Source organism: Paenibacillus sp. MSJ-34 (assembly GCF_018918005.1).
GTDB lineage: Bacteria > Bacillota > Bacilli > Paenibacillales > Paenibacillaceae > MSJ-34.
Genome location: NZ_JAHLPR010000025.1, coordinates 41691 through 68263 on the forward strand (window position 1 = coordinate 41691; position 26573 = coordinate 68263).

The 26573-nt window shown below is 52.2% G+C and carries 28 protein-coding genes; 25 read left to right on the top strand and 3 right to left on the bottom strand.

Translation table 11 applies throughout. The features are described 5' to 3' along the window. Positions 1 to 128 precede the first annotated feature (128 nt). The 12 genes from KQI79_RS13935 (at position 129) to glnA (ending at position 12507) form a co-directional block, all read left to right on the top strand. Positions 129 to 920 carry a class I SAM-dependent methyltransferase gene (locus KQI79_RS13935; protein WP_216538855.1) on the top strand — a complete coding sequence of 264 codons (792 nt, stop codon included), beginning with the start codon at positions 129 to 131 and terminating at the stop codon, positions 918 to 920. Next, positions 901 to 1884, top strand: a complete 984-nt coding sequence (gene miaA / locus KQI79_RS13940) for a tRNA (adenosine(37)-N6)-dimethylallyltransferase MiaA (RefSeq protein WP_216538856.1) — start codon at positions 901 to 903, stop codon at positions 1882 to 1884. Before KQI79_RS13935 ends, miaA begins: the two co-directional genes overlap by 20 nt. Before the next feature lie 21 nt (positions 1885 to 1905). Next, complete coding sequence (gene hfq / locus KQI79_RS13945; protein WP_216538857.1) at positions 1906 to 2145, top strand: RNA chaperone Hfq; 240 nt, start codon at positions 1906 to 1908, stop codon at positions 2143 to 2145. A gap of 125 nt (positions 2146 to 2270) precedes the next feature. Then, positions 2271 to 4853, top strand: a complete 2583-nt coding sequence (locus tag KQI79_RS13950; protein WP_483311388.1) for a transglycosylase domain-containing protein — start codon at positions 2271 to 2273, stop codon at positions 4851 to 4853. A gap of 62 nt (positions 4854 to 4915) precedes the next feature. After that, the gene (locus KQI79_RS13955; protein ID WP_216538858.1) at positions 4916 to 5626 is read left to right on the top strand and encodes a peptidylprolyl isomerase; all 711 of its coding nucleotides are present in this window, start codon (positions 4916 to 4918) and stop codon (positions 5624 to 5626) included. Positions 5627 to 5788: 162 nt separating this feature from the next. After that, on the top strand, positions 5789 to 6346 hold the full coding sequence (locus KQI79_RS13960; RefSeq protein ID WP_216538859.1) for a ribonuclease FAU-1 family protein: 558 nt from the start codon (positions 5789 to 5791) through the stop codon (positions 6344 to 6346). Beyond that, a complete protein-coding gene (locus KQI79_RS13965; protein ID WP_230192475.1) occupies positions 6343 to 6993 on the top strand; it encodes a YdcF family protein in 651 nt (216 codons plus the stop codon). Before KQI79_RS13960 ends, KQI79_RS13965 begins: the two co-directional genes overlap by 4 nt. Positions 6994 to 7055: 62 nt before the next feature. Continuing rightward, entirely contained in the window at positions 7056 to 8033 is a 978-nt protein-coding gene (gene spoVK, locus KQI79_RS13970) for a stage V sporulation protein K (RefSeq protein WP_216538860.1), read from the top strand. Positions 8034 to 8086: 53 nt separating this feature from the next. Next, complete coding sequence (hflX, locus tag KQI79_RS13975; RefSeq protein ID WP_216538861.1) at positions 8087 to 9379, top strand: GTPase HflX; 1293 nt, start codon at positions 8087 to 8089, stop codon at positions 9377 to 9379. Positions 9380 to 9411: 32 nt separating this feature from the next. Beyond that, positions 9412 to 10683, top strand: coding sequence for a methionine gamma-lyase family protein (locus KQI79_RS13980; RefSeq protein ID WP_216538862.1), 1272 nt, complete (start codon positions 9412 to 9414; stop codon positions 10681 to 10683). 61 nt (positions 10684 to 10744) lie between these two features. Next, the gene (locus KQI79_RS13985; RefSeq protein ID WP_290370052.1) at positions 10745 to 11152 is read left to right on the top strand and encodes a MerR family transcriptional regulator; all 408 of its coding nucleotides are present in this window, start codon (positions 10745 to 10747) and stop codon (positions 11150 to 11152) included. Between the two features lie 26 nt (positions 11153 to 11178). Then, positions 11179 to 12507 carry a type I glutamate--ammonia ligase gene (gene glnA / locus KQI79_RS13990; protein WP_216538864.1) on the top strand — a complete coding sequence of 443 codons (1329 nt, stop codon included), beginning with the start codon at positions 11179 to 11181 and terminating at the stop codon, positions 12505 to 12507. A gap of 273 nt (positions 12508 to 12780) precedes the next feature. On the opposite strand, the gene KQI79_RS13995 is transcribed toward glnA, so the two are convergent. Both KQI79_RS13995 and lexA read right to left on the bottom strand, forming a co-directional pair. After that, complete coding sequence (locus KQI79_RS13995; RefSeq protein ID WP_216538865.1) at positions 12781 to 13449, bottom strand: DUF559 domain-containing protein; 669 nt, start codon at positions 13447 to 13449, stop codon at positions 12781 to 12783. A gap of 243 nt (positions 13450 to 13692) precedes the next feature. Continuing rightward, a complete protein-coding gene (lexA, locus tag KQI79_RS14000; protein WP_216538866.1) occupies positions 13693 to 14316 on the bottom strand; it encodes a transcriptional repressor LexA in 624 nt (207 codons plus the stop codon). A gap of 194 nt (positions 14317 to 14510) precedes the next feature. Between lexA and KQI79_RS14005 the strand changes: the two genes are divergently transcribed. From KQI79_RS14005 to KQI79_RS14030, 6 genes are all read left to right on the top strand, one after another. Next, on the top strand, positions 14511 to 14867 hold the full coding sequence (locus KQI79_RS14005; protein ID WP_216538867.1) for a LysM peptidoglycan-binding domain-containing protein: 357 nt from the start codon (positions 14511 to 14513) through the stop codon (positions 14865 to 14867). Positions 14868 to 15041: 174 nt separating this feature from the next. Further along, entirely contained in the window at positions 15042 to 15236 is a 195-nt protein-coding gene (locus KQI79_RS14010) for a DUF896 domain-containing protein (RefSeq protein ID WP_216538868.1), read from the top strand. Positions 15237 to 15323: 87 nt separating this feature from the next. Then, complete coding sequence (locus KQI79_RS14015; RefSeq protein WP_216538869.1) at positions 15324 to 15872, top strand: methyltransferase; 549 nt, start codon at positions 15324 to 15326, stop codon at positions 15870 to 15872. Between the two features lie 47 nt (positions 15873 to 15919). Next, positions 15920 to 16714, top strand: a complete 795-nt coding sequence (locus tag KQI79_RS14020; protein WP_216538870.1) for an HAD family hydrolase — start codon at positions 15920 to 15922, stop codon at positions 16712 to 16714. 186 nt (positions 16715 to 16900) lie between these two features. Next, a complete protein-coding gene (locus KQI79_RS14025; RefSeq protein WP_216538871.1) occupies positions 16901 to 17482 on the top strand; it encodes an SCO family protein in 582 nt (193 codons plus the stop codon). A gap of 30 nt (positions 17483 to 17512) precedes the next feature. After that, positions 17513 to 17929: a FixH family protein gene (locus KQI79_RS14030; protein WP_367398197.1), complete on the top strand. Its 417-nt coding sequence runs from the start codon at positions 17513 to 17515 to the stop codon at positions 17927 to 17929. Between the two features lie 46 nt (positions 17930 to 17975). Here KQI79_RS14030 and KQI79_RS14035 read toward each other — a convergent pair whose 3' ends face one another. Next, complete coding sequence (locus tag KQI79_RS14035; RefSeq protein ID WP_216538872.1) at positions 17976 to 18515, bottom strand: 1,2-dihydroxy-3-keto-5-methylthiopentene dioxygenase; 540 nt, start codon at positions 18513 to 18515, stop codon at positions 17976 to 17978. A gap of 154 nt (positions 18516 to 18669) precedes the next feature. Between KQI79_RS14035 and metH the strand changes: the two genes are divergently transcribed. The 7 genes from metH (at position 18670) to KQI79_RS14070 (ending at position 26570) form a co-directional block, all read left to right on the top strand. Continuing rightward, positions 18670 to 22110 carry a methionine synthase gene (gene metH / locus KQI79_RS14040; RefSeq protein ID WP_216538873.1) on the top strand — a complete coding sequence of 1147 codons (3441 nt, stop codon included), beginning with the start codon at positions 18670 to 18672 and terminating at the stop codon, positions 22108 to 22110. 153 nt (positions 22111 to 22263) lie between these two features. Then, entirely contained in the window at positions 22264 to 23214 is a 951-nt protein-coding gene (gene rnz, locus KQI79_RS14045; RefSeq protein ID WP_216538874.1) for a ribonuclease Z, read from the top strand. A 242-nt stretch (positions 23215 to 23456) separates the two neighbouring features. Beyond that, positions 23457 to 24272 (top strand): Fpg/Nei family DNA glycosylase, encoded by an 816-nt coding sequence (locus tag KQI79_RS14050; protein WP_216538875.1) that lies wholly within the window; start codon positions 23457 to 23459, stop codon positions 24270 to 24272. Next, the gene (locus KQI79_RS14055) at positions 24262 to 25128 is read left to right on the top strand and encodes a deoxyribonuclease IV (protein ID WP_216538876.1); all 867 of its coding nucleotides are present in this window, start codon (positions 24262 to 24264) and stop codon (positions 25126 to 25128) included. The genes KQI79_RS14050 and KQI79_RS14055 overlap by 11 nt, the downstream gene beginning before the upstream one ends. Then, positions 25125 to 25475 carry a cyclic-phosphate processing receiver domain-containing protein gene (locus KQI79_RS14060; protein ID WP_216538877.1) on the top strand — a complete coding sequence of 117 codons (351 nt, stop codon included), beginning with the start codon at positions 25125 to 25127 and terminating at the stop codon, positions 25473 to 25475. The genes KQI79_RS14055 and KQI79_RS14060 overlap by 4 nt, the downstream gene beginning before the upstream one ends. After that, positions 25459 to 25788, top strand: a complete 330-nt coding sequence (locus KQI79_RS14065) for a thioredoxin family protein (RefSeq protein WP_230192478.1) — start codon at positions 25459 to 25461, stop codon at positions 25786 to 25788. The genes KQI79_RS14060 and KQI79_RS14065 overlap by 17 nt, the downstream gene beginning before the upstream one ends. Beyond that, positions 25785 to 26570 carry an ABC transporter ATP-binding protein gene (locus KQI79_RS14070; RefSeq protein WP_216538878.1) on the top strand — a complete coding sequence of 262 codons (786 nt, stop codon included), beginning with the start codon at positions 25785 to 25787 and terminating at the stop codon, positions 26568 to 26570. The genes KQI79_RS14065 and KQI79_RS14070 overlap by 4 nt, the downstream gene beginning before the upstream one ends. The last annotated feature ends 3 nt before the right edge of the window (positions 26571 to 26573 follow it).

The window sequence follows — 26573 nt, forward strand, 5'->3', positions numbered from 1 at the left end:
ATCCGGCTGGAAATGGGATTTATTAACTAAGAACATCGGTGTCCGAGAGGACCTTTGATTCATTTTTTCCCGTCAGGAAAAGGAATTTGTGGGCGGAGAGATAAAAAGATTATAATAGGGGGGAGATCATGCTTGTAACGACGGCGGATTCCGCTTCAGTACATATGATCCGGCGGGCGGAGAAGCTCGCGGAGGAACTTGGCTGCCGTTATGCGCCGAGGGCGAAATTGTCGCTCGGCAAATTGATCCGCAAGTACAATGAAGCGGATGTACTTGTCGTGACGGAGCAGCAAATACGTTATGTCCGGCTGGACGGAGAGTCGCTGTCCTTCCATCCGAGCATGTCGTTCGTTCGGGTGAAGCGGCTCATTCGCGGCGATGCCGATGCGATGATCGAGGCATGCGGTTTGCGGCCAGGCGACTCGGTGCTTGATTGTACGGCAGGATTCGCGTCAGATTCGATCGTATTCGCCTATGCCGTCGGCAGCGGCGGTTCGGTCACCGCGCTCGAGAGCGAACTGCCGATGTACGGTCTCGTCAAGACGGGGCTGCAATCGTACGAGACGGATGTGCCGGAAATGAACGAGGCGATGCGCCGCATCCGCATGGTGCATGCCGATCATAACGAATATTTGCGGCAAATGCCGGCGGGGAGCGTGGATTTCGTCTATTTCGATCCGATGTTTCGCGACCCGTTGACACAGTCGTCCGCGATGAATCCTTTGCGCGCATTGGCCAATCACGCTTCGGTAACGGATGAGGCGATCCAGCTGGCGAAACGGGCCGCCCGCAAGGCGGTCGTGCTCAAGGAACAGCGCGGCAGCGCCGAATTCGGCCGGCTGCGGTTCACGGAAATTTGCGGAGGAAGCCATTCAAAAATTGCATACGGAGTGATCAGGATTGCCGCTAACGACGAATAGACCCCGCTTGCTCGTGCTGGTCGGCCCAACGGCCGTCGGCAAAACGAAACTGAGCCTGGAGATTGCCAAAACGTTCGATTGCGAAATCATCTCGGGCGATTCGATGCAAGTGTACCGCATGATGGATATCGGCACGGCCAAAATTCCCGAGCGGGAACGCGAAGGCATTGCGCATCACATGATCGATATTCACGATCCGGATGATGCGTTCTCGGTCGCCGAATTTCAAGCTCGATGCGGTGCGCTGATCGAGGAGATCGGGGCGCGGGGCAAGCTGCCTTTCATCGTCGGCGGCACCGGGTTGTATGTCGAATCGGTCTGCTACGGCTTCGAGTTTACCGAAGGCGGGTCGGACGAAGCGTTCCGGCAACGGCAAGCGGATTATGCCGCGCGGTTCGGTGCGGACGCCCTTCATGCCAAATTAAGGGAAACCGATCCGGCCTCGGCGCAGCGATTGCACCCGAACGATCAACGCCGCATTATACGGGCGTTGGAGATTTATCATTTGACCGGCCGTACGCTGTCGGAGCAATTGGCCGCGCAAAGCAAACAGTCGCCGTACGATCTGTGCATCATCGGTTTGACAATGGATAGGCAAATGCTATATAAACGAATTGAGCAGCGAGTTGACGAGATGATGGAACAAGGTCTCGTGGAAGAGGTAAGGAGACTGCTTGCTCGCGGATACGGCAGCGATCTTGTGTCGATGCAAGGGCTCGGATACAAGGAAATCGTTCTATATTTGCAAGGAAAAGCCGAGTTGGCGGAGGCGGTAGAGCTGCTGAAGCGGAATACGCGGAGATTCGCCAAGCGGCAATTGTCATGGTTTCGCCACATGAATGACATTCATTGGGTCGATATGACACAAGTTGAAAATTTTTCTGCTCCCCTGTCCACGATTCGTGATATAATAGCAGGAAAGTTTCAATTAAATCTTGAATATACATCAGAACAGCCTAATTGATAATATTTGGGGGTACGTGTAATGAATAAAACCATTAATATCCAGGATACGTTCTTGAACCAATTGCGCAAAGAAAATATACCGGTAACGGTATATTTGACGAATGGTTATCAAATCAGAGGGGTCATCAGAGCTTTTGACAATTTCACGATTGTCATCGACAGCGAAGGACGCCAGCAAATGGTTTACAAGCATGCCATTTCAACCTTTCAGCCGCAAAGAAACGTCTCGCTGATGCAGGACAATCAGAACGACGCTTAGCAGGAAACGAAACTTTTTCCCCTTTTGTTGCGTTATAAATGAATAGAATGAGCCCTGAGCAACCCATCAAGGGTTGTTCTTTTCATTCAAACTATAGAGAGAGAAACATTAAAGCAAGGGAGTCGGTGAACTTGACGAAGAAACCGGAGTCACGAAGCGACAACAGCAAGAAGCCACAACCGAAGAAAAAAAGAAAATGGGGGAAACGGCTTTTTTGGTGGTCGTTCTTCACGGTTGCGCTAGCCGTGTTTTGCGCCATCGCAGGTTTTCTATTTATTATTTTGAATGGAGAAAGAATTTTGGCGGCGAGCGGGGACGATCCTTTTATTATGGATGAAACGTCGATCGTATACGATATTAACGGCAACGAGGTGTCCAGGCTGTTCGCTGAAAATCGCGAGCCCGTCAAATATAGCGAATTGCCCGAGATGGTCGTCGATGCGTTCGTTGCTACCGAGGACCGAAGATTTTTCGAACATCAAGGGGTCGATCTGTGGTCGATCGGACGCGCGGCGGTGAAAGACGTGATCGCCCGCAGCGCGGTCGAGGGCGGCAGCACGATTACGCAGCAGCTTGCCAAAAACTTGTTCTTGTCGATGGACAAGACGTTTTTCCGGAAAGCGACCGAAGTTTCGATCGCCTTAGCCTTGGAAAACCATAAGACGAAGGAAGAAATATTGGAATTGTATTTAAACCGCATCAATTTCGGGAAAGGGGCGTACGGCATCAAAGCGGCGTCCAAACGATATTTCGGAAAAGAAAATTTGGACGATCTGGAGCTATGGGAAATCGCGACGTTAGCGGGGATTCCGAAAGCGCCGACCCATTACAACCCGATCAACCAGCCGGAAAAATCGAAAAACCGCCGCGCGGTCATCTTGAAACTCATGTACGACCAAGGCTATATTACGGCCGAACAGATGAATGAAGCGGCCGCGGTGGAATACGATCCGGACAAGGCGCAAGTAGCGAAACATTCCGAATCTACCATTGTCGATTATGCGATCGCGGAAGCGGAGGAAGTATCGCAATTGACCGAAGACGAGCTGAGACGGGGCGGCTACAAAATTTATACGACGATGGACGCGGGCGCCCAGAAGGCGATGGAAGCCGCATTCGAGAACGACGAATTGTTCGAGAAGGGTCCGGAAGATCAGCAAGTGCAGGGAGCGATGGTCATTACGGACCATCATACGGGGGGCATCGTGGCCATGGTCGGAGGCCGGGATTACGTGCGCAAAGGATTGAACCGCACGCTCGTGCCGCGCCAGCCGGGTTCGGCCTTCAAGCCGATCGCCAGCTTCGGTCCCGCTCTGGAAACGGGCCAGTGGTTCCCGTGGTCGATGCTGAGCGACGAGAAGCAATGCTTCGGCGATTATTGCCCTTCCAATTTGAGCAAGCGGTATGCCGGTCAATTATCGTTGGAATATGCGTTGCAGCAATCGATCAATACGCCGGCCGTCTGGCTCTTAAATGAAATCGGCGTGAAGCAAGGCTACGAATTTGCCCAAAAATTAGGCATTCCGCTTGGTAAAGACGATCGCAACCTGGCGATTGCATTAGGCGGATTAACGCATGGGGCCACGCCGCTGCAAATGGCCGATGCGTACAGCGCGTTTGCGAACGGGGGCAAATATTTGCCGTCCTATTCGGTCGTTCGCATCGAGGATCGCAACGGCAAAACGGTATATCAATACAAGCAGCCGAAAGGCGAACGCGTCATGAGCGAGAAGACGGCTTACTATATGACGGAATTGCTGCAGAAGGTCGTAAACGAAGGAACCGCGAAACGGGCGAAATTGGATCGGCCGGTCGCCGGGAAAACCGGAACCGCGCAGCATGGCATTAAAGGATTTAACAGCAGCGCCAACCGCGACGTCTGGTTTGTCGGATATACGCCGGAATGGACGGCCGCGGTATGGATGGGATACGATAAAACCGACCGGCAGCATGTGCTGAAGAACGGCAGCGGCCAGGCGGCCACAATGTTCAAAGAAGTCATGTCCAAGGCGCTCAAAAACCATGAGAAGAAAAAATTCGAGAAACCGGAAGGGATCGACGAGGTCAAAGAGCCGGACGTTCAAAAGGTGACCGGTCTAACGGCCGAGTATTCCGTGCAAACCGGATTGGTTACGCTGAATTGGAACTCCATATCGTCCGATCAAGATGTGACGTATCGAATTTATCGCAAAGAAGATACGGAAAGCAAAGCGACTCTTATCGGCGAAGTCGTCTCGAACGATTATGAGGATATCAACGTATACCCGAACGCCACATACGAATATTACGTCACTGCATATATTGCTTCCCTTCGCTTGGAGACGGAGGCTTCCGGCAAAGTGAAGCTGACGATCGACAGCGATCTGCCGCCGATCGATACGCTGCCGCCGGATACGACGGATCCCGGCCAGGCGACTGACCCGCCGGACGAATGGAATCCGGGAGAGGATCCTGATTTCGGCAACGGATCGCAGGATGGATCGGATCCCGCGAACGGCGGCCAAGGAAACGGCGGCAATCAGGGCAATAGCGGGAACAATGGCAACGGCCATGGCAATAACGGGAATAACGGCAATGGGAACGGGAACGGCAATGGCGGCAATGGGGGCGAAGGCGATTCCGATCAGGGAATGCCTCCGGACGGGTCGATCAACGGGGGCTTGGAAGACATGCTCCCGAATTTCGACGATCCTAACGCCGGGCGCTAATCTGCGATGCGTGGTTTGCCATCGTATGATTGCATAGTGAAAACAAAAATAGGGGGCAACATATGAAATCCAAGAAAAAGCAATGGACGTTGTTACTCGTCGCTGCATTAAGCGCCCTGCTCGTACTGGGCGGCTGCGGGCAGAAAAATCAAAATGACGCCGACGGCAACGGGCATCCGGTGCAAGAGCAAGAACAAAGCCAGGGACAAAATGAAGAGCAAGATCAGGGCAAAACGATGTCTTGGGATCATCCTCCGGAGATGAAGATCGATCCGAAGAAACAATATACCGCTTTGGTTCAAACGTCCAAGGGCGATTTTACGATCGAACTGTTCGCCGACGAAGCGCCGATTACCGTCAACAACTTCGTATTTCTGGCACGGGAAGGATATTATGACGGCATCGTATTCCATCGCATTATGGAAACATTCATGATTCAAGGCGGCGATCCGTTAGGCAACGGCAGGGGCGGGCCGGGCTACACGATTCAGGACGAGCTTGACACGACGCGCAAGTACGAGCCGGGCATTGTCGCGATGGCGAAGACGCCGAAGCCGAATTCGGCCGGAAGCCAATTTTTCATCGGCACCGGAGCCGATATCGATGTTCTCAACTCGATGCCGGACTATCCGATCTTCGGGAAAGTAACCGAAGGGATGGATGTTGTGAAGGATATTGCGGCCACGCCGACGGACTGGGACCCGAGCGGAAGAGAGCAAAGCGTGCCGAAGGAAAAAGTAACGATTAAAACGATCGAGATTACGGAAAAATAAATATAACCGCGATGAAACGCGTTTCGAACTTGGTTCGGAACATTCGTTTGAACAATACGCGCCCAGGGCGCGTTTTTTGTTTCGAAGTCGACATCGTAAGTGTGGTGAAACTTTTCCAAGTGTGGTAACATTTTTTGTAGAACCGACGGAAAGGGTTATTTCATGAAACGTAAATTTTCTGATCGCGCCAACTGGCGCAGAATTATTAGCAAACAATTTATATCGCATTATATGGAGCAGCCGGAATTTACCGGATATGTCACCCTATATACGATCGAACGGTTGAAGGAGCCGTTGTGGAAAGAATACGACGGACAGACGTTATGCTTGGCGGATGAAGGATACTCCTGGTTGCAATATTTTCCGAAAGGAGAGCATTTTATCGTAACCGCAATGTTCGACGACCGTCAACGCATCATTCAATGGTATATCGATATTTGCAAATCGCAAGGCGTTACCGAACAAGGAGTGCCTTGGTTCGACGACTTGTTTCTGGACATCGTCGTCCTCCCGTCGGGAACCGTTATTTTGATGGATGAGGACGAATTGGACGAAGCGCTGATCCAAGGCGAGATTTCTCAGGAGGATTACGAGCTGGCGACGGAAACCGCGCAACATTTGCTAAGGCAAATTTCGGCGCATGTATTCCCATATTTTGTGATGTCGCAGCGTCACCGCAGCCATGAATTCGGTTCCGACCGAGGGCCGGAACATCGATGAACGTTCATATCGCACGCAAGCGCCGGACTCCGGCGAGGAAACGGATCGCGCTTCTCATACTGTTCGTTGCCGTCTGCGGCCTGCTATGGTTCGGATATACGCAATGGATTATTCGGACGGCCGCCGATTCGCCGCTGCCGGCCCGTTCCGACGTGGGCATCGTTCTTGGCGCATCGCTCTGGAACGACCGTCCGAGCCCGGGCTTGGCGGAACGGTTGGATCATGCTTTGTCGCTCTACAAGAGAGGCGTCTTCCGCAAAATCATCGTTACCGGCGGATTGGACAGTCCCGAGATGACGCTGACCGAAGCGCAAGGGATGCAGCAGTATCTTGTCGAGCGCGGCGTGCCGCCGGAAGATGTGTATCTGGAGAACGAGGCGACGAGCACGCTGGAAAATTTGCTGTTCAGCAGCCGCATCATGGCCGACCATAATTGGACATCGGCCATCGTTGTGACTCATTCGTTTCACGGCGCCCGCGCGCTGGAGATCGCCCGATTTCTCGGCTATGCGGACCCTGTCGTTTCCACGATCGAATCGAGGGTGCTGAACATGCTGTGGTATCAAACCCGCGAATCGCTCGCTTATACGAAATGGAAGCTCGATCGGCTGTTGATTTCGCTTCGGCTCAAAACTGCTAATATGTGAGACGAAGATAGAATACATTGATAAAGAGTTCAGCCCCTAGAATAAAATGAGGTGATGCTGCAATGGACGGACGTATGCTGGCGTCAGGGCAATCGAACGCGGCTCGGCCTTCTCGGCAAATCAGTGTTATTCTAAGAAATCAGGAGCCGCCGACCATTTCGCAAGCCGCGGCGGAACCCGCGGCGCAACCATTCGGGAAGACGTTGCCCCAGCACGGCCATTTTGCCGAAATTCAGAAGGAATTGGAACAGCTTATCGGCTTGGATAATATTAAAGAATTAATGTTTGAAATATACGCTTTGCTGCAAGTTTCGCAAATGCGAAACGAGGCGGGCCTGCAAACGGGAACGCAAGTATACCATATGGTGTTCAAGGGGAATCCGGGAACCGGCAAAACGACGGTGGCGCGCATTGTCGCCAAGCTGTTTCAGCAAATGGGTGTCTTGTCGAAGGGCCATCTAATTGAGGTGGAGCGCGCCGATCTTGTCGGCGAGTATATCGGGCATACGGCTCACAAAACCCGCGATCTTGTCAAGAAAGCGCTCGGCGGCATTTTATTTATCGACGAAGCATACAGTTTGGCGCGCGGCGGCGAGAAAGATTTCGGCAAGGAAGCGATCGACACGCTCGTCAAAGCAATGGAAGATTACAAAAATCAATTCGTTCTTATTTTAGCCGGATATAACGATGAAATGGATTTTTTTCTGCAGACGAATCCGGGCTTGCCGTCAAGGTTCCCGATTCAGGTCGATTTTCCCGATTACTCGATTGACCAGTTGATTCAAATCGCCGAGTCGATGGCCAAGGAACGCGATTACATGTTTATGCCGCAGGCGATCGCCAAGCTGAAGCAGCATTTGCAGCAAGAGAAAACGGATTCGCTCCATTCGTTCAGCAACGGCCGCTATGTAAGAAATGTGATCGAGAAATCGATTCGAAATCAAGCGGTTCGCCTGCTGCATCAGTATCAGCAATCATCGCCCGGCAAGCTGGAATTAATGACGCTGAAGATCGAAGATTTGCGGTTGGACCAATCGTAGTTGCAATACGGGACGATTTCGGCGCGAACGGACAAAAGGAGCTAACATTTTCGATGTCAAAAACGACTTACGATACGGAACGCCAGGTGCAGGATCGGGCGGTTCTGGTCAGCCTTGTTACCAGTGAAATGAAACGGAATGAGATCAATTACGAGCAATCGCTGCTAGAATTGATCAAGCTGGCAGAGACGGCCGGCGTCGAGGTGCTTGCGACGATGACGCAGCAGCGGGAGACGCGGGACGCCAAATGGTTCGTCGGCAAAGGGAAAGTGGAAGAATTGAAGGCGCTTGTCGATGAGCTCGGTGCGAATACGGCGATTTTCGATCAAGAATTGGCCGGCGCGCAAGTGCGCAACCTGGAAGAAGCGCTTGATATGAAAATAATCGATCGGACGCAGCTCATATTGGATATTTTCGCGCAACGGGCGAAAACGAAGGAAGGGATCATTCAAGTCGAGCTGGCGCAATTGACTTACTTGCTGCCGCGGCTATCGGGCCATGGCAGAAATTTGTCGCGCCTCGGCGGCGGCATCGGAACGCGCGGGCCGGGGGAGACGAAGCTGGAAACGGACCGGCGCCATATTCGCGGACGCATCGGCGAGTTGAAGAGGCGATTGGAAGAGGTGGTTCGGCATCGTCAGCTGCATCGGGAACGCCGCAAGAAGACGGGCATTTATCAAGTGGCGCTCGTCGGCTATACGAATGCGGGCAAATCGACGCTCCTCAAGCAATTGACGCATGCGGACGTCTATGTGGAAGACCGGTTGTTTGCTACGCTCGATCCGACGTCGCGTACGCTCGAACTGCCAAGCGGCAAGGAAGTGGTCTTGACCGATACGGTCGGCTTTATTCAAAATTTGCCCCATGATCTCATCGCCGCCTTTCGCGCTACGTTGGAAGAAGTATGCGAGGCGGATTTAGTGCTGCATGTCGTGGATTGCTCTTCGGACATGCGCGAGGAGCAGATGGAGGTCGTCGATCAAATATTGCAGGAACTCGGGGCGGCCGATAAACCGCAAATTACGCTGTTCAACAAAATCGACATTTGTTCCCCGGAGCGACTGGAATTGCTTCCGGCAGGCGATGACTTTCTGAAGATCAGCGCATACCGCCCGGCCGACCTTGAACGGATCCGGACGGCAATTCAAGAGAAGCTGATGGGGGACACGCGCATTTTCCGCATTCCGGCAGATCGGGGAGATGCGATCGCGTTGCTCTACCGTTGCGGGGAAGTATTGGAGCGGACCGAAGACGAGCGGGAGGATGGGACGCTTGTTTTCCATGTCAGGCTGCACAAGTCGGACTATGGCATTCACGGCTACAAGCTGGAGCCGTACAGCGAATAATAAGCAATTGCAGCAAGGGAGAGACCATCGAAATGACGATATTTACGGAAGCATTGTTACAAGCGAAAGAACAAGTGGAAGAGATGATCGCCGGGAGACTGCGCGAGGTGGAGCGAATCGTCGAAGCGAATCAGTGGAAGGTGATCCGGGCATTCCAACGCCGGCAAGTTAGCGATTTTCATTTTGCCGGCTCGACCGGTTACGGGTATAACGACCGGGGAAGGGAAATATTGGACGAAGTCTATGCGGATGTGTTCGGCGCGGAGGCCGCGCTGGTGCGGCCGCATTTTGCTTCCGGGACGCATACGATTGCGACGGCGCTGTTCGGTGTATTGCGACCGGGCGACGACCTGTTGTATATTACAGGAAGACCTTACGACACGCTTCATAAAGTGATCGGCAAACCGGGAGACGGAACGGGCTCGCTGCAAGATTTCGGCATCGGCTACGGCGAAGTTCCGCTTCACCCGACCGGGGAAGTGGACTGGGCGGAAGTCGAACGCAGCGTCTCCGGCCGGACGAAGGTGATCGGCATTCAGCGTTCGCGCGGCTACGATTGGCGCTCGTCGTTTACAGTAGAGCAAATCGGCGAGATGGCGCGGCGCGTCAAAGCGATCAAACCCGACGCGATCGTCTTTGTCGACAATTGCTACGGAGAATTTACGGAAGTGCAAGAACCGACCGAGGCGGGCGTCGATTTGATGGCGGGCTCTTTAATCAAAAATCCGGGCGGCGGCTTGGCGGAAACCGGCGGATATATTGCCGGCAGACGGGACTTGGTCGATTTGGCCGCCTGCCGGTTGACGGCGCCGGGCATCGGGTCGGACGTTGGAGCGATGCTCGGCACGACCCGCTCGATCTACCAAGGGCTATTTCTTGCGCCGACATTGGTTGGACAAGCGGTCAAAGGCAGCGTGTTCGCCGCCGCCATGTTCGAGCGCCTCGGCTTTACGACGCGACCGCGTTGGGACGAGGGCCGGACCGATTTGATCCAGGCGATTCAATTTACAAGCGCTGAACATTTGATCCAATTCGTGCAAGGAATTCAGAAGGCGGCGGCCGTAGACGCGCATGTCGTGCCCGAGCCGTGGGACATGCCCGGATACGAGCATCCGGTTATTATGGCCGCAGGAACATTCATCCAGGGCGGCAGCCTAGAATTGTCGGCCGATGCTCCGATTCGCGCGCCGTATATCGCTTATATGCAAGGCGGACTAACGTACGCCCACGTGAAATTCGGCGTGCTGACCGCCGTCGAAGCGATGATAAAAAAAGGTATTGTAAAGTTATCTAACATATCTTGACACCTTTTTTTGCAAAAGTTAAAATGAGTACAGATTAAAATAATTGAAAGGCGGATGCATGATGGGGGATGAATTGCGGAGAAATATGGCGCTTTTCTCGATCGGAACCGTCATCAAGCTGACCGATTTGACAGCAAGACAGATACGTTACTATGAGCAGCAGAAGCTGGTCAATCCTGTGCGCACTGCCGGGAATCAACGTATGTTCTCGTTTAACGACGTCGATCGGCTGCTGGAAATCAAGGCTTTAATCGAAAAAGGCGTGAACATTGCGGGAATTAAACAAGTAATGACGCCGATCGAACAGTCCGAGGAAGCGACTGCGATCAAGAAAGAGAACGGAGCGAAGCGGGAAGAACTTACGGATACCGATTTGCATCGCATTTTGAAGCAGCAAATTATGTACGGTAGAAAACCAGGACAAGTTACGATGATTCAAGGCGAGCTGTCCCGTTTTTACAATAAATAAACAATATAAGGCGAGGGAGAGAAACTGTGAGTTACACGAAAGAGGATATTTTACGCATCGCGAAAGAACAAAACGTTAGATTTATTCGTCTGCAATTTACGGATTTGCTCGGTACGATCAAAAATGTGGAAATCCCTTTAAGCCAACTGCCGAAAGCGCTCGACAACAAGATGATGTTCGACGGTTCTTCGGTCGAGGGTTATGTGCGGATCGAAGAGTCCGACATGTATTTGTACCCCGATTTGGAAACATGGCTCATCTATCCTTGGGTCGCGGAAGATCGTATCGCCCGTTTGATCTGCGATGTGTACATGCCGGACGGCACTCCGTTCAGCGGCGACCCTCGCGGCATTTTGAAGCGTTGTTTGAAAGAAGCGGAAGCGCTCGGCTACACAACGATGAATGTCGGGCCGGAACCGGAGTTTTTCTTGTTCAAAACGGACGAGAAGGGCAATCCGACAATGGAATTGAACGACCATGGCGGTTATTTCGATTTGGCTCCGACGGATCTCGGGGAAAACTGCCGCCGCGATATCGTATTAACGTTGGAAGAGATGGGATTTGAAATCGAAGCTTCCCATCATGAGGTGGCGCCGGGGCAACACGAAATCGATTTTAAATATGCCGACGCGGTAAAAGCCGCCGATCAAATTCAAACCTTTAAACTCGTCGTCAAAACGATCGCAAGACAACACGGCCTGCATGCGACCTTCATGCCGAAACCGCTGTTTGGTGAAGCCGGTTCGGGGATGCACTGCCATCAATCCTTGTTTAAAGGCAAAGTAAATGCGTTCTACGACGAGTCGGACAAGCTCGGATTAAGCGATGAAGCGCGTCAATATATGGCCGGCATTTTGAAGCATGCGCGCGCCATGGCCGCCATTACGAATCCGACGGTGAACTCCTACAAGCGCCTTGTGCCGGGATATGAAGCCCCTTGCTATGTGGCTTGGTCCGCTTGCAACCGCAGCCCGATGATCCGCATTCCTTCATCGCGCGGATTGAGCACGCGCGTTGAAGTCCGCAACCCGGATCCTGCGGCGAACCCGTATTTGGCTCTGGCAGTCATGCTGAAAGCCGGTCTGGACGGCATCGTCAACAAACTTGAGCTGATCGCGCCGACGGACCGCAACATTTACGTCATGTCGGAGCAAGAGCGGATCCAGGAGGGCATTCCTAGCTTGCCTTCCGATTTGAAGGAAGCGCTCGTCGAAATGGCGAAGAGCGAATTGATCCATTCCGCCTTGGGCGATCATGCGTTCGCGCATTTCTACGAATTGAAGGAGATCGAGTGGGATATGTTCCGCACCCGGGTCCATCAATGGGAACGCGACCAATACATGACCTTATATTAAGATTATTCTCGAATGGAAAGAGCCCTTGCGGGCTCTTTTTTTATACATCTGCAGCGCCGAGCGGGGGCCCATCAACCCGGAAACATATCAATTAGCGGTATTTGCTACTGTTATTTTGGAGTAACTGGCTAGTTTATCGAAACTAGCTGGAATTTCTGGCGCTAATTTTGAGCAATTTGGCTGCGATGAAGATGTGGCTTCTATTAACGGTAGGATTTACCGCTAATTTCGATATTCTTAGGATATCAGGGGAATTAGCGCCTGATTTTGGAGCTAATCCAAGTAATTCCATACTCCGGGCGCCAGTTCATACCGAACGATTCGTTCTCCGTTGCCGCGGTAAGAGGGGAGGAGCCAACCTTGGGCGCATAATCGTTTCAGCATGAGGACGGCCGGTTTATGATTGACGTCCAGATGACGTTCCACATCCTTCGGCCTGATCGGACCGGCACATTGGATAGCGAAACGAATGATTTCTTTCTCGGCGAACGAAGCGCGCGACGCTGGAGTCTGATTGGACAAATATCTGCTTAACACCATTTGCAGCAATGTCATGCATAATTGGGGATGCTGTTCCACATCGTCGTACGCAAAGGAGATGACTTGATATCCCATCGCATGCAGGAATGTTTCGCGGTTTAACTCGTTGCAATATTTTTGCCGGTCCATCTCCCGTACGTGGGCAGCGTATCCTTTCACTTCAATAATCAGCTTTACATGCCCGGGCAGCCATGCAAAATCCGCGAAGTAGGTTCGTCCCCGCCAATCCAGCACTTCGTATTCGGGATGGAGATGCTCCAAATTCCCGCGAAGCGGCCACCATACGTTTCTGAGAAATAAGGACTCGGCATGCCGATGCCCTCTTTCCAGCCGGCCCCGGCGTTCTCCCGTTCTGCTGGCTAGATGGCGCTGAATAAATTGATCGTAAACTTCTTCGAACATCGAATCGTTCCTCCTTCATAAATGACAAAAACGCCCCGCTTTCATTCGTTAAGAATGAAACGGGACGTTCTTCGTCTCCTTAAGCAGTATAGATCAATAAGTCGGATGCGTCGAGCCTTCATCGGCGACTTAGCGCCCGGAATTGGCTTTGTAATTACAAGCAAGCCTTCCGCAATGCAATTGGAAAAACGTGCAGCCGCAAGGGCTCGAGGTAAAAGCTCTTTATCCAACCTATGTAACCGATCAATGGATATCGCGGAATACGCCGATCACTTTGCCGAGGATGGTGACATGATTGAGACGAATCGGCTCCATCGTGGCGTTCTCCGGCTGAAGGCGGATATGGTCCTTTTCTTTGTAGAACGTTTTCACAGTCGCTTCGTCATCCTCCGTCATCGCCACGACAATGTCTCCGTTATCCGCGGTTTGTTGCTGCCGAACGATGACATAGTCTCCGTTATGAATGCCGGCTTCGATCATACTGTCTCCGATGACCGATAGCATAAATACGTTATGATCCCCAACAAAATGTTCGGGCAGCGGGAAATAATCCTCAATATTCTCGGTGGCCGTAATCGGCATGCCGGCCGTTACTTTCCCGACGACAGGAACTTTGGTAATCGAATGTGTATATAAATGGGTTTGCTCGTCTTCCTGGCCCAAAATTTCGATCGCACGCGGCTTGGTCGGATCGCGGCGTATCAGCCCTTTCTTCTCCAACCGGTCGAGATGCCCGTGTACCGTTGAACTTGAAGCCAAACCTACGGCTTCGCCAATTTCCCGTACCGAAGGAGGGTAGCCTTTAGCCCGTACTTCGTTGCGAATGAATTCCAGAATCGCTTGCTGCCGATTTGATAACTTGGACATTGCCGTATCAACTCCAATGCTTTTTATCAAAATTATACCATAGAACTTCAGTTCGCACAAACGTAAGTTCTAAATATTTTCAATAGGAAAGAAACAAAAAAAGAACAAACGTTCGAAAAACGGATTGACTCAAACAAGTGTTCGTGTTATGATGTGGATATCGTAAATAGAACAAGTGTTTGGGGTGTTGATATATGATCAACCAATACAGTACTTATAAGAGCATTTATCATGATTCGCCGCTCATAACGGACCGTCAAGTTCGGCAAAACCGCAAGGTTGGGCAAGTTTTCTTATTTGCTGCGGTCTTGCTGCTGCTCACCAGTTTCGGCATTGTCAAGGCATTTGCCTCTTCAGACGATGACGAATGGGCGTTCGAATCGACCCCCGCCAAACAAATTATCGTTACGCAAGGCGAAACGATGTGGAGCATCGCCAAGCGTTATAAGCCTGAACGTATGGACATTCGCAATTATATTGAAGATATGAAGAAATTGAACCATAAACGTACTTCCGCCATTCAGGCCGGGGAACTGCTATCTATTCCTTAACCGCAGGTTTCCTCGCTTGCATCCCAGCTTACCTTCATAATATAATGAAACGCCCAGGCGAGTGAGCGCCTGGGCTATTCGCATTCCCTTGACAACCTGTTATGTACATGTCAAAGTAAAGAATGTACTATGTTTACAATCGGTTTCACGCAGTAAACGTGGAGGAGGGACAACATGGAAATCGATGCTTTGGTCGCGCGAATTAACGAGTTGGCGCGCAAACATAAATCCGTCGGTTTGACGGAAGAAGAAACGTTGGAACGCGAAAAGCTGCGCAAACAGTATATCGAAGGCTTCAAACGGTCGCTTCGTCAGCAATTGGATTCGATCGAATTCGTAGACGAAAATTCGAATACGATTAAGCATTAATCGCATTCGAATCATTTCGGCGCGGCTTCTTCATCGTTCGGAAAATAAAAGTCAAACGCGATATCAGCTATAGGAGGATCAATTCACATGTCTCGTTCTTGGGAAAGAATGGTTCGCAAAAATACGCAAGCGGTTAACCGTGCGCGGAAGAAGCAAGGGAAAGGAACAATCACCACGGCATCCAAGTCGGAATTCGATAAATTTTTGGGCCGCAGCATTATATTGCCTACGGTTTTGATCGGGTTTGCGCTGATGTACGCCGTGATGACGGCCGGCGTAACGCCGGAAACTTCGTCGACTCTCTATTGGGTTACGATCGGATTGTACATTTTGCTCGGGGTCACTTTTATATTCCGCCGGCCTTATTTGGCAGTCGGCAAATCATCGGTGATGACGCGCCGGCTGAATCGGGATCGCCGTTTAGAAGCGGGGCAAATCAAGCAAATTACGGTTCAGAAAGGTTATGTCGTCATTGAGCCGAGTATTAAAGGTTCTGCTTGGGTATTTTCGCGTTTGACGAACCGATACGACACGCAGGCGATGGCCGAACGGTTGGAGGAATTCGCCAAAGCCAACAACGTGCCGTTCGAAAACAAAGAAAAGCGGGAAGATCAGGCGGAAGTAGAAGAAAAGTGAACAACCTCTATATATAGAAGAAACTTGCGCAGGAAAGGGAGAGGAACATGGCCATTAAGGCGGTATTATTTGATTTGGACGACACGCTCTTGTGGGACGACCGCAGCGTACAGGAAGCGTTTGAAGCGACTTGCGAAGCTGCGCGGCAAAGCCATCCGGGCATCGATCCGTCGGAACTGGAGCAGGCGGTACGCACGGAGGCGAGAGCGTTATACGCAACGTACGATACGTTCCCGTTCACGCAGATGATCGGCATTAACCCGTTTGAAGCGTTATGGGGAAATTTTACGTCAGGGGAACAGCCGGAGTTCCGGAAGCTGCAGCAATTGGCACCGGCTTATCGCAAAGACGCGTGGACGCGCGGTTTGAAGGCGTTAGGCATCGATGACGCGGAGACAGGCGCAAAGCTTGCGGAGCGGTTCGCCGCCGAACGCAGAACCCGTCCGTACGTATACGAAGAAACGTTCGCCGTATTGGATCAGTTGAAAGGCAGCTTCAAGCTGTTGCTGCTGACGAACGGTTCGCCCGATTTGCAGCAAGAAAAATTGGACGGCGTACCCGCATTAATTCCTTATTTCGATCATATCGTCATTTCCGGCTCGTTCGGCGAAGGCAAGCCTGCCGGCTCCATATTTAGATATGCGATGGAAAAGCTCGACATCGAGCCGCATGAAGGCTTGATGGTTGGCGACAAGCTGACAACCGATATAAAAGGGGCTTTGGGAGTCGGCATGCCGGCGGTTTGGATCAATCGGAGAGGCGCCGTACGCAATGGCGAAATCGTCCCGGATTACGAAATTCGCCATCTATCCGAATTGCATCGAATTATCGCCGAACGATAACTTTCCGCCTTCCGAAGACGACATCTTCGAGCGTTTCCCGTTGTTCCGTTCGCGAATGACGGGTTTTTTTTTGAGCTTAACGGCATATTGATTCAAAAATGTCACAATTATATAACGAAAATGGCCCGACAGAGCCATTCGAAATCGGTACAATGGGTTATATAATAGCTGCAAGGGGGATAAACTGTGAGAAAAGTTATAGCCATATTGGCAAGTATGATGATTTTGCTCAGCGCTTGCGGAGGGGGCGGCAGCTCCAAGGGACTAGGCTGGGAAATCGGATCGTTTTCATTCACGGATCAAACCGGGCAAACGTTCGGGAAAGACGATCTGGCCGGAAAGGTATGGATCGCCGATTTTGTGTTTACGAATTGCGTAACGGTTTGCTCGCCCATGACGTTTAATATGACGGAATTGCAGAAACGCGCCAAAGCCGAAGGGTTGGAGCTCGAAATCGTATCGTTCAGCGTCGATCCGGAACGGGACAAGCCGGAAGTGTTGGAGCAGTTCGGAGGGAAGTTCGGCGTAGATTTTGCGAATTGGCATTTTCTGACCGGGTACTCGTTTGACGATATTAAACAATTCGCCAACACTTCGTTCAAAACAATCGTAGAAAGAGAAGCGGATTCCGATCAATTCATTCACGGAACTTCGTTCTTCCTCGTCAGCAAATCGGGCACGGTATATTCCCGGTATAGCGGTGTAGAGGATGTGCCTTACGATCAAATGATCAAGGATATTAAAAAACTGAATAAAGCGAAATCGTAATTTGAGAACGGAACAAAGGATTGAGTTGGAGTGAAATTGCAAATCAGATGGATGTCTGCATTGATGCTTGTCATCGTTCTGCTGGCGGGCTGCGGGGCTCAGGATCAAGGAGCGGACCAAAACGGAATGGATATGGGGGACGAATCGCTCGTACCGATCAAGGTGGAGATCCGTTTGAATCCGGAATCGTTTGCCGCCCAGGAAAAAGCGGTGATCGAGGCGAAGGTGACGCAAGGCGGCGATCCCGTTGACGACGCGCGGGAAGTATTGTTCGAAATTTGGAGAGACGATCAGGAACAGCATGAGAAAATCGAGGGCAAGCATACGAAGGATGGCGTATACCAAATTGAGAAGCAGTTCGCCGAACCGGGACAATACCATGTGATCGCTCATGTGACCGCACGCGATATGCATTCGATGCCGCAAAAAAACTTTGAAGTGAAATGAAATAAAAAAGCATGCCTGGATAAAACGCCCGGCATGCTTTTTCTCATTATTTTTGAAAACTCGGGTCCTCGTACGGATGCGCGATCCAACCTTCCGTTTCGATGAACAAGCGAACCGCGACAATTTGACGATTATCCATCAGCGTGAAAAAGTGCGGCGTACCTTCGGGTACGGAAATGACATCGCCCGCTTCCAGTTCCACATCGAAATAGCCGACATCGTCCGCGCCTTTAATGATGAAAATGCCCTTGCCCGCTGTGATGGCGCGCACTTCGTCTTCGGTATGGGTATGCACTTGCTCGAATTTTTTTAACAATTCGTCCAAATTCGGCGTAGCGTCGGACAGCGAAATAATATCCCACGTCGTATAACCGCGGCGGGCTGCCAAATCGCGAATTTCTTCATTGTATGTGGAGAGGATTTGATTTTTCTCCTCATCGCTCAAGACGAAGCGTTCCTGCAGTTCGGCAGGCAATTTATTTTTGTCCCAATGTTCGTAAAGCACTTCTTGACTCGTTAAAAATTCTCGTACATTATTTTCGCCTGAAATGCGTTCATTTGTATTCCGGATTCGAATTTCTGCCAAGCTAATCCCTTCTTTCCAAGTTAATTGATCGATATTATAGTTAATTATAGTGGATTTTACGGATGGTGTCGACTATTAATGCTTTTCTATTCATTCGTATTCTGGTAAACTAAGTCTTAACGTTTTGGCGGAGAGTGAAGGAGTTGTTGGAGATTTGACGAAACCTAATCTGCAAGATCAAATAAAACGGAAAATATTAATTCTGGACGGTGCGATGGGCACGATGATTCAGCAAGAAAATTTGACTCCCGACGACTTCGGCGGAGAAGAATTGGAAGGCTGCAACGAAATGCTCGTTTTGACGCGTCCGGATGTCATTCAGCGGATTCACGAAGCGTATCTTCAAGCGGGCAGCGATATTATCGAGACGAATACGTTTGGGGCGACAAGCGTCGTTCTGGCCGAATACGGTTTGCAGGATCGCGCGGCAGAGATTAACCTTGCCGCAGCGAAGCTGGCGATCGCCGCCGTAGAGAAGTATTCCACGCCGGAATGGCCGCGTTATGCAGCCGGGGCGCTGGGACCGACGACGAAGACGCTGTCGGTAACCGGCGGCGTAACGTTCAAGGAACTGGAGGACAGCTATTACGAGCAAGCGCTCGCGCTCATCGAAGCCGGCGTGGATGCGCTGCTGCTGGAGACTTCGCAGGATACGCTTAACGTGAAAGCGGGCAGCATCGGCATTCGCCGCGCGTTTGAAACGGCTGGCCGCACGTTGCCGATTATGATCTCGGGGACGATCGAACCGATGGGCACGACGCTTGCGGGGCAAAATATCGAATCGTTCTACATTTCGCTTGAGCATTTAAACCCGATTTCCGTCGGATTGAACTGCGCGACAGGACCGGAATTTATGCGCGACCATATCCGTTCGTTATCGGAGATCGCGGGCACCGCGATCAGTTGTTACCCGAACGCGGGCCTCCCCGACGAGAACGGACATTACCACGAATCGCCGGAATCCCTTGCCAAAAAAATGGCCGCCTTCGCCGAGCAAGGCTGGTTAAATATCGCGGGAGGCTGCTGCGGAACGACGCCCGAACATATTCGCGTTCTTGCGGAGACGCTCTCGGCTTACAAGCCTCGATCGGAATTCGGCTCGCATCCGCCGGCCGTGTCCGGCATCGAAACGGTATACATCGAGAACGAAAACCGTCCGTATATGGTTGGAGAGAGAACGAACGTTCTCGGTTCGCGCAAATTTAAACGGTTGATTGCGGAAGGCAAATACGAAGAAGCGTCGGAAATCGCCCGGGCCCAGGTGAAGAGCGGGGCGCATGTGATCGACGTCTGTTTGCAGGATCCGGACCGGGACGAAGCGTCCGATATGAAGCAATTTTTGGAGCTTGTCGCGAAAAAAGTCAAGGTGCCGCTCGTCATCGACACGACCGACCCTTCCGTCATCGAGCTGGCGTTAACCTATTCGCAAGGGAAAGCGATCATTAACTCCATTAATCTTGAAGACGGTGAAGAAAAATTCGAAAGAGTCGTGCCGCTGATCCACAAGTACGGCGCGGCTGCGGTCGTCGGGACGATCGACGAGCGCGGACAGGCGATCACGCGCGAGGATAAGCTTGAAGTCGCCAAGCGATCGCATGATTTGCTTGTGCATAAATACGGCATGAAGCCGGAAGACATCATTTTCGACCCGCTTGTATTTCCGGTCGGTACCGGAGACGAGCAATATATCGGTTCCGCGAAAGAAACGATCGAAGGCATTCGGCTCATTAAACAGGCGTTGCCGAAATGCCAAACGATTTTGGGAATTAGCAATATTTCGTTCGGCTTGCCGGAAGCCGGCCGCGAAGTGTTGAACTCGGTCTTTTTGTACGAATGTACGAAAGCCGGTCTGGATTACGCGATTGTAAACACGGAGAAGCTGGAACGGTACGCCTCCATACCCGAAGAGGAACGGAGACTGTCGGAAGCTCTGTTATACGACACGAACGACGATACGCTCGCCGCTTTCGTGGCGGCTTTTCGCGAGAAGAAAGTCGTCAAAAAAGAAAAAACGACGAATCTGACCTTGGAAGAGCGGCTTGCTTCCTATGTCGTCGAGGGAACGAAGGAAGGGCTCATTCCCGACTTGGAAGAGGCGCTTAAGAAATATACGGCGCTTGAAGTGATCAACGGACCGCTCATGGCCGGCATGGAAGAGGTCGGCCGGCTGTTTAACAATAACGAACTGATCGTGGCCGAGGTGCTGCAAAGCGCCGAGGTGATGAAAGCGTCGGTCGCGTTCCTCGAGCAATTCATGGAGAAGAACGAAACGAGCGTGAAAGGGAAAATATTGCTCGCAACGGTGAAAGGCGATGTCCACGATATCGGCAAAAACCTGGTGGAAATTATATTGTCCAACAACGGGTTTCAAATCGTGAATCTGGGGATCAAAGTGCCGCCGGAGCAATTGATCGAAGCGTACCGCAAGGAAAACCCGGACGCGATCGGTTTGTCCGGCTTGCTGGTCAAGTCGGCGCAGCAAATGGTAACGACCGCCCAAGACTTGCGCAATGCGGGCATCAAGGTCCCGATTTTGGTCGGCGGCGCCGCGCTGACGCGCAAATTTACGAAAACGCGCATTTTGCCGGAATACGAGGGCGCGGTATTGTATGCGAAAGATGCGATGGACGGCTTGGATATCGCCAATAAATTGATGGATCCGAAGCAGCGCGCAATCATGATGGAAGAAATCGAAGCCGCGCGGCAATCGGCGGGCGAAGAGGAAGTCGCCAAGAAGCCGCTCCCGGAACTGACGAGAGCCGTTCGTTCCGACGTGTCGCAGGATGTCCCGGTTTCCGTTCCGCCAGACTTGGACCGCCATATCTTGCGCGATTATCCGCTCGGGCACATTATCCCTTACGTCAATATGCAGATGCTGCTCGGGCATCATCTTGGCCTGCGCGGCTCGGTGGAGAAGTTGCTGGCCGCCGGCGATCCGAAAGCGCTCGAGTTGAAGGAAACGGTAGACGGCATGCTGCAGGAAGCGATGGCGAAACATACGATACAGGCTCACGGAATGTACCGGTTCTTCCCTGCGCAATCTTCCGGCAACGATATTATTGTTTACGATCCGCAAGATCGGAGCAAAGTGCTTAAAACGTTCTCGTTCCCGCGTCAGCATGTGGAACCGTTCCTATGCTTGGCCGACTATTTGAAACCGATCGAGAGCGGCGTCATGGACTATGTCGGCTTTATGGTCGTCACGGCGGGGCATGGAGTACGGGAACAAGCCAACGCGTTGAAGGAACAGGGAGATTACCTGCGCTCGCATGCGATTCAAGCTGTCGCTCTGGAAGTGGCCGAAGGCTTCGCCGAACGTTTGCATCATATGATGCGAGACATTTGGGGATTCCCGGATCCGCAAGATATGACGATGAAGCAGCGGCTTGGCGCGAGATACCGCGGCATGCGCGTATCGTTCGGTTATCCCGCCTGCCCGAATTTGGAAGACCAAGCTTTGCTGTTCGATTTAATGAAGCCGGACGATATCGGAGTTCATTTGACCGACGGATATATGATGGAGCCGGAAGCATCCGTATCCGCTATGGTGTTCGCCCATCCGCAGGCGCATTATTTCAATGTGGATAAGGCATAATAGGTACCATTAAGGCCCAAAACCTTCGAGAGACTCGCAAGTCGGTTCGTCGGGAAGTCTGCGGCGGCATAAGTGGCCAGAAGACTTGACGACATGCCCGTTACGCGCAAACTCGAAGGTTTTTTGCTGCGCGAGAGAAAGGAGGTCACGCGTATGGAACTTTATTTTCTCGGTACGGGGGCGGGCATGCCGTCGCCGCAACGAAACGTAACGTCGATCGCGCTGCGGCTTTTCGCCGAGCGGGGGACGTTCTGGCTGTTCGACTGCGGCGAAGGCACGCAGCACCAAATATTAAAGTCGCCGCTCAAGCTTCGCAAATTGGAAAACATATTTATCACTCACTTGCATGGAGATCATCTCTTCGGATTGCCGGGCTTGCTGTCCAGCCGCGCTTACCAGGGCGGCCAAGATCCGCTTGCCGTTTACGGTCCTCCCGGAATTCGCGATTGGCTCGAAACGACGCTTCATCTTAGCCAATCCCGATTGCATTATCAATTGACGATCCATGAAATTGCCGAAGGGACGGTTTTTGAGGACGACCGGATGACGGTGGAAACGGCGAAGCTCGACCATCGAATTGACAGTTACGGCTACCGCATCGCGGAGAAGGAAAGGCCCGGCAAGTTGAAGGCGGAAGAGCTTCGGCGCCGCGGCCTGAGACCGGGACCGCATTACGGAGCGTTGAAACGGGGAGAAGACGTAACGCTGCCGGACGGAACGACCGTGACGGCCGCAGAAGTGACGAGCGGGCCGCAGCAAGGGGCTACGGTCGTTATATTGGGAGACACCCGTCCTTGCGAAGGCGCGTCGAAGCTCGCCCGCCAAGCGGATATGCTCGTGCATGAAGCTACTTATTCGCATGATTTGAGCGATCTGGCGCATGAATATTATCACAGCACGTCCGCGCAAGCCGCGCAAACCGCATTGGCCGCCGGGGCGAGGGGGCTGATCGTGACGCACTTCAGCAGCAGATATAAAGATATCGAAGCGCTGCAACCGCTGCTCGGCGAGGCGAAAGCGATCTTTCCCAACACAATGCTGGCGGAGGAACATGTTTTATACCCTGTCTCGGCCCGAACGGGCCGAGCATCCGGGCATACATAGCGCCGATACGGGAAATGGGCGTCCAGTGGGAAATACGCAGCTCTTTTCCCGGGAAAGCGCAGGAAATGACAGGTTACAGCAAGGCGCACGAAGATTTTGGCGGCCGCCGTTCGATTTCATTCGACGCTTTTGCCGCGGAATAGTTTCATTTTGACTTCTTTCACACAATTTCTTGAAAAAATAGGCCGCAAACTATAATATGGTAAGAAACGCGGAATCGACCGGAAAGGATAGAGAAGAGTATGCCGGAATTACCGGAAATGGAAATTTACAAAAAACTGCTCTCCGACCGCATCGTCGGAAAAACGATTACGAATGCAACCGTCAATCGGGCGAAATCGGTTAACATAGATGCGCGGCAATTCGAAAGCGAGCTTGTCGGCAAACAAATATTGTTTGTCGAACGCCGCGCCAAGTATTTAATTTTCCATTTGGATAACGGGCGCAGATTGCTGCTTCATTTGATGCTCGGAGGATTGATGTTTTACGGCACTCCCGATGAGAAGCCGGATCGCACGACACAGGTGGAAATCTCGTTCGGCGATGCGACGCTCTATTTTATCGGGCTTCGCTTGGGGTATCTTCATTTATTGTCCGTGAACGATACGGATGAGGCGTTATCCGACCTGGGGCCGGAACCGTTCGATCGGAGAATGACGGCGGATAAATTCAGTCAATTATGCCGGAATAAACGCGGGACGCTTAAGTCGGCGCTTGTCAATCAAAGCTTTATCGCCGGCATCGGCAATTGTTATTCCGACGAAATCGCATTTGGCGCTTCATTGCTGCCGTCGGCCAAGCTGCAGGATCTGGAGCCGCCTGCGATCGAACGGCTTTACCGATCGATGCATTCGATATTGCGGGAAGCGGTGGAATCGGGCGGTTACGTGGAGATGCCGTTAACGGCAGACGATGCGTTGACGGGCGGGTATAACGCCCGCTTGAAAGTATACGATCGGGAAGGGGAAGCTTGTCCGCGTTGCGGCACCGCGATCGTAAGAACGGAAATCGCTTCCCGCAAAGCTTTCTTGTGTCCCGGATGCCAGCATGCAAAGTAAAACGCCGTTGATCGGATGTCATGTAAGCATACGCGAAGGTTATTATCAAGCGGCCGTCGCCGCAGCCCGGCTCGGTGCGAAATCGTTTCAGTATTTTCCTAAAAATCCGCGCGGCTTGAGCGTGAAAGCATTCGACCGAAGAGACGCCGAACGATGCGCCGCCTTTTGCAGGGAGCAAGGAATGCCGTCCATCGCCCATACGCCGTATCCGACCAATTTGGCGGTGGACGCTTCCGCAAGTCGCGAGCAGTTCGAGCGGACGGTCGCTTCCTTGGTAAACGATCTGCAAATTGCCGACGCCTGCGGTTCCGTCGGAGCGGTCGTTCATTTCGGCATCTACAAAGGACAGGATCCGCTGCAAGGCTATAAAAATATAATACAATGTCTTAATACCGTGTTATACGCTTGGGAAGGCGCCGCGCTGCTCCTGATCGAAAATCAGTCCGGCGATCATGCGAAAATGGGGATGGCGCTGGAGGAATTGGTGCAAATCCGCAATTTAACGTCATTTCCCGAAAAAATCGGCTTTTGCTTCGATACATGCCATGCGTTTGCGAGCGGGATATGGACGGGGACCAATACGGACGAATTGCTGCGGAAAGGACAGGAACTGCATTATTGGGAATATTTGCGCGCCGTTCATTTGAACGATTCGAAATATCCGGCGGGGTCGCACCGCGATCGGCACGAAAATATCGGAAAAGGGCATATTGGGGCGGCTGCGCTGAAGTCGCTGCTGGCAGCCAAACCGTTCGGCGATTTGCCAGCCGTTCTTGAGACGCCTGTTCCGGCCAGCGGATCGCATCGGGAGGAAATCGAATATGCGTCAGCAATGGCAGAGGGGATGAAACGATGATTCACGTTTTTCTGGACGATTGCCGCCGCCCTCCGGCGGGATTCGTGCTTGCGCGCACGGCGGAGGAATGCTTGCTGCTGTTGGAGGATGGCGACGTCGACATGTTGTCGCTTGATCACGATCTAGGTTTCGACGAGGCGAACGGAACGGAACTCGTCAAGCAAATGGTGCTGCGGAATGTATATCCGCGCGAAATCTTCCTGCATACGTCAAGTCCGTTCGGCAGAAGGGAAATGTACGAGCTGCTGTATCAACATAAGCCGGAACATGTGAAGCTGCATTACGGCCCGATGACGCCCGAGGCGCTGGAAAGAGCGAGGTTGGCCTCCGATGATGCGAGAGATTAGCGAGCATGACGTCTTGCAGACGATCGCCAGTCGGCGGGAGCCCCTCTTTCTTTATTTATATACTCCGTTATGCGGAACTTGCAAAGCGGCCGAACGCATGTTGGACATCGTCATGGAAACGTTGAATACGGAAGCGATGAAGACGAATGTCAATTTCGCGCCGCGGCTTGTAGCGGAATTCCGGATCGAAAGCGTCCCGTGCCTGCTTGCTTTCCGTTCCGATGAGGGCGAAGCGCCGGAGAAATTGTACGCATTTCAGTCCGTCACGCATTTATTCCATTTCATGAACGATAAAAGGTGTGATCATCCATGATTCAATTACGAAATATTACGTTGCGCCGCGAGGACCATCTCATTCTCGATCGCGTCAATCTGGAAGTGAAAGAAAACGAGCATTGGGTGATACTGGGACGCAACGGATCCGGCAAGACGACGCTGCTAGAGTTGATTACCGGCTACATATTTCCGTCGGACGGACAGGTGAAAGTGATGGGCAACTTGTACGGCGATTGCGACGTTCGCGAAGTGCGTAAACGGATCGGTTATCTTAGCCAGTCGCTGATGGAAAAGTTGGCGCTGCGCGATCCGGTATGGGAAGTTGTCGCCACGGGCGAATACGGCTTTCTCCGCTTTTACCAGTCCGTTCCGGACGAGGTGCGGGCGAAAGCCGAGGCGTTGCTGGATGAAGTGGATCTCGGCCGGCTGCGGGACCATCCGTTAGGGACGCTGTCCCAAGGCGAACGGAAAAAAGTCATGCTGGCGCGCGCCTTAATGTCCGAGCCGTCTGTCTTGATTATGGACGAGCCTTGCGCCGGGCTTGATTTGTATGAACGTGAAAAATTTCTCGACCAATTAAACTTGCTGCAAAAACGCGACATCACCTTAATTTACGTCACCCATCATATGGAGGAAATGATTCCGATATTTACTCATGTAGCGCTTATGCACCAAGGAAAAGTGATTGCGGCAGGCGACAAACGAAGCGTTCTAACAAGCGAAACGCTCATGCGGGCATACGAGGTTCCCGTTTCGATCGATTGGCAGGACGGCAGACCGTGGACGCGCGTTGTATCCGCACATGACGGAGGTTCGTAACAG

Coding starts and splice junctions, on each gene's coding strand:
- KQI79_RS14010 (WP_216538868.1), top strand. CDS start 15,042: ATGGAAATCGATGCTTTGGTCGCGCGAATTAACGAGTTGGCGCGCAAA.
- KQI79_RS14015 (WP_216538869.1), top strand. CDS start 15,324: ATGTCTCGTTCTTGGGAAAGAATGGTTCGCAAAAATACGCAAGCGGTT.
- KQI79_RS14070 (WP_216538878.1), top strand. CDS start 25,785: ATGATTCAATTACGAAATATTACGTTGCGCCGCGAGGACCATCTCATT.
- lexA (WP_216538866.1), bottom strand. CDS start 14,316: ATGTCCAAGTTATCAAATCGGCAGCAAGCGATTCTGGAATTCATTCGC.
- KQI79_RS14055 (WP_216538876.1), top strand. CDS start 24,262: ATGCAAAGTAAAACGCCGTTGATCGGATGTCATGTAAGCATACGCGAA.
- KQI79_RS14020 (WP_216538870.1), top strand. CDS start 15,920: ATGGCCATTAAGGCGGTATTATTTGATTTGGACGACACGCTCTTGTGG.
- KQI79_RS13955 (WP_216538858.1), top strand. CDS start 4,916: ATGAAATCCAAGAAAAAGCAATGGACGTTGTTACTCGTCGCTGCATTA.
- hflX (WP_216538861.1), top strand. CDS start 8,087: ATGTCAAAAACGACTTACGATACGGAACGCCAGGTGCAGGATCGGGCG.
- rnz (WP_216538874.1), top strand. CDS start 22,264: ATGGAACTTTATTTTCTCGGTACGGGGGCGGGCATGCCGTCGCCGCAA.
- KQI79_RS13980 (WP_216538862.1), top strand. CDS start 9,412: ATGACGATATTTACGGAAGCATTGTTACAAGCGAAAGAACAAGTGGAA.
- spoVK (WP_216538860.1), top strand. CDS start 7,056: ATGGACGGACGTATGCTGGCGTCAGGGCAATCGAACGCGGCTCGGCCT.
- KQI79_RS14050 (WP_216538875.1), top strand. CDS start 23,457: ATGCCGGAATTACCGGAAATGGAAATTTACAAAAAACTGCTCTCCGAC.
- KQI79_RS13935 (WP_216538855.1), top strand. CDS start 129: ATGCTTGTAACGACGGCGGATTCCGCTTCAGTACATATGATCCGGCGG.
- hfq (WP_216538857.1), top strand. CDS start 1,906: ATGAATAAAACCATTAATATCCAGGATACGTTCTTGAACCAATTGCGC.
- KQI79_RS13960 (WP_216538859.1), top strand. CDS start 5,789: ATGAAACGTAAATTTTCTGATCGCGCCAACTGGCGCAGAATTATTAGC.
- KQI79_RS13995 (WP_216538865.1), bottom strand. CDS start 13,449: ATGTTCGAAGAAGTTTACGATCAATTTATTCAGCGCCATCTAGCCAGC.
- KQI79_RS13965 (WP_230192475.1), top strand. CDS start 6,343: ATGAACGTTCATATCGCACGCAAGCGCCGGACTCCGGCGAGGAAACGG.
- KQI79_RS14060 (WP_216538877.1), top strand. CDS start 25,125: ATGATTCACGTTTTTCTGGACGATTGCCGCCGCCCTCCGGCGGGATTC.
- KQI79_RS13985 (WP_290370052.1), top strand. CDS start 10,745: ATGGGGGATGAATTGCGGAGAAATATGGCGCTTTTCTCGATCGGAACC.
- KQI79_RS14065 (WP_230192478.1), top strand. CDS start 25,459: ATGATGCGAGAGATTAGCGAGCATGACGTCTTGCAGACGATCGCCAGT.
- KQI79_RS14005 (WP_216538867.1), top strand. CDS start 14,511: ATGATCAACCAATACAGTACTTATAAGAGCATTTATCATGATTCGCCG.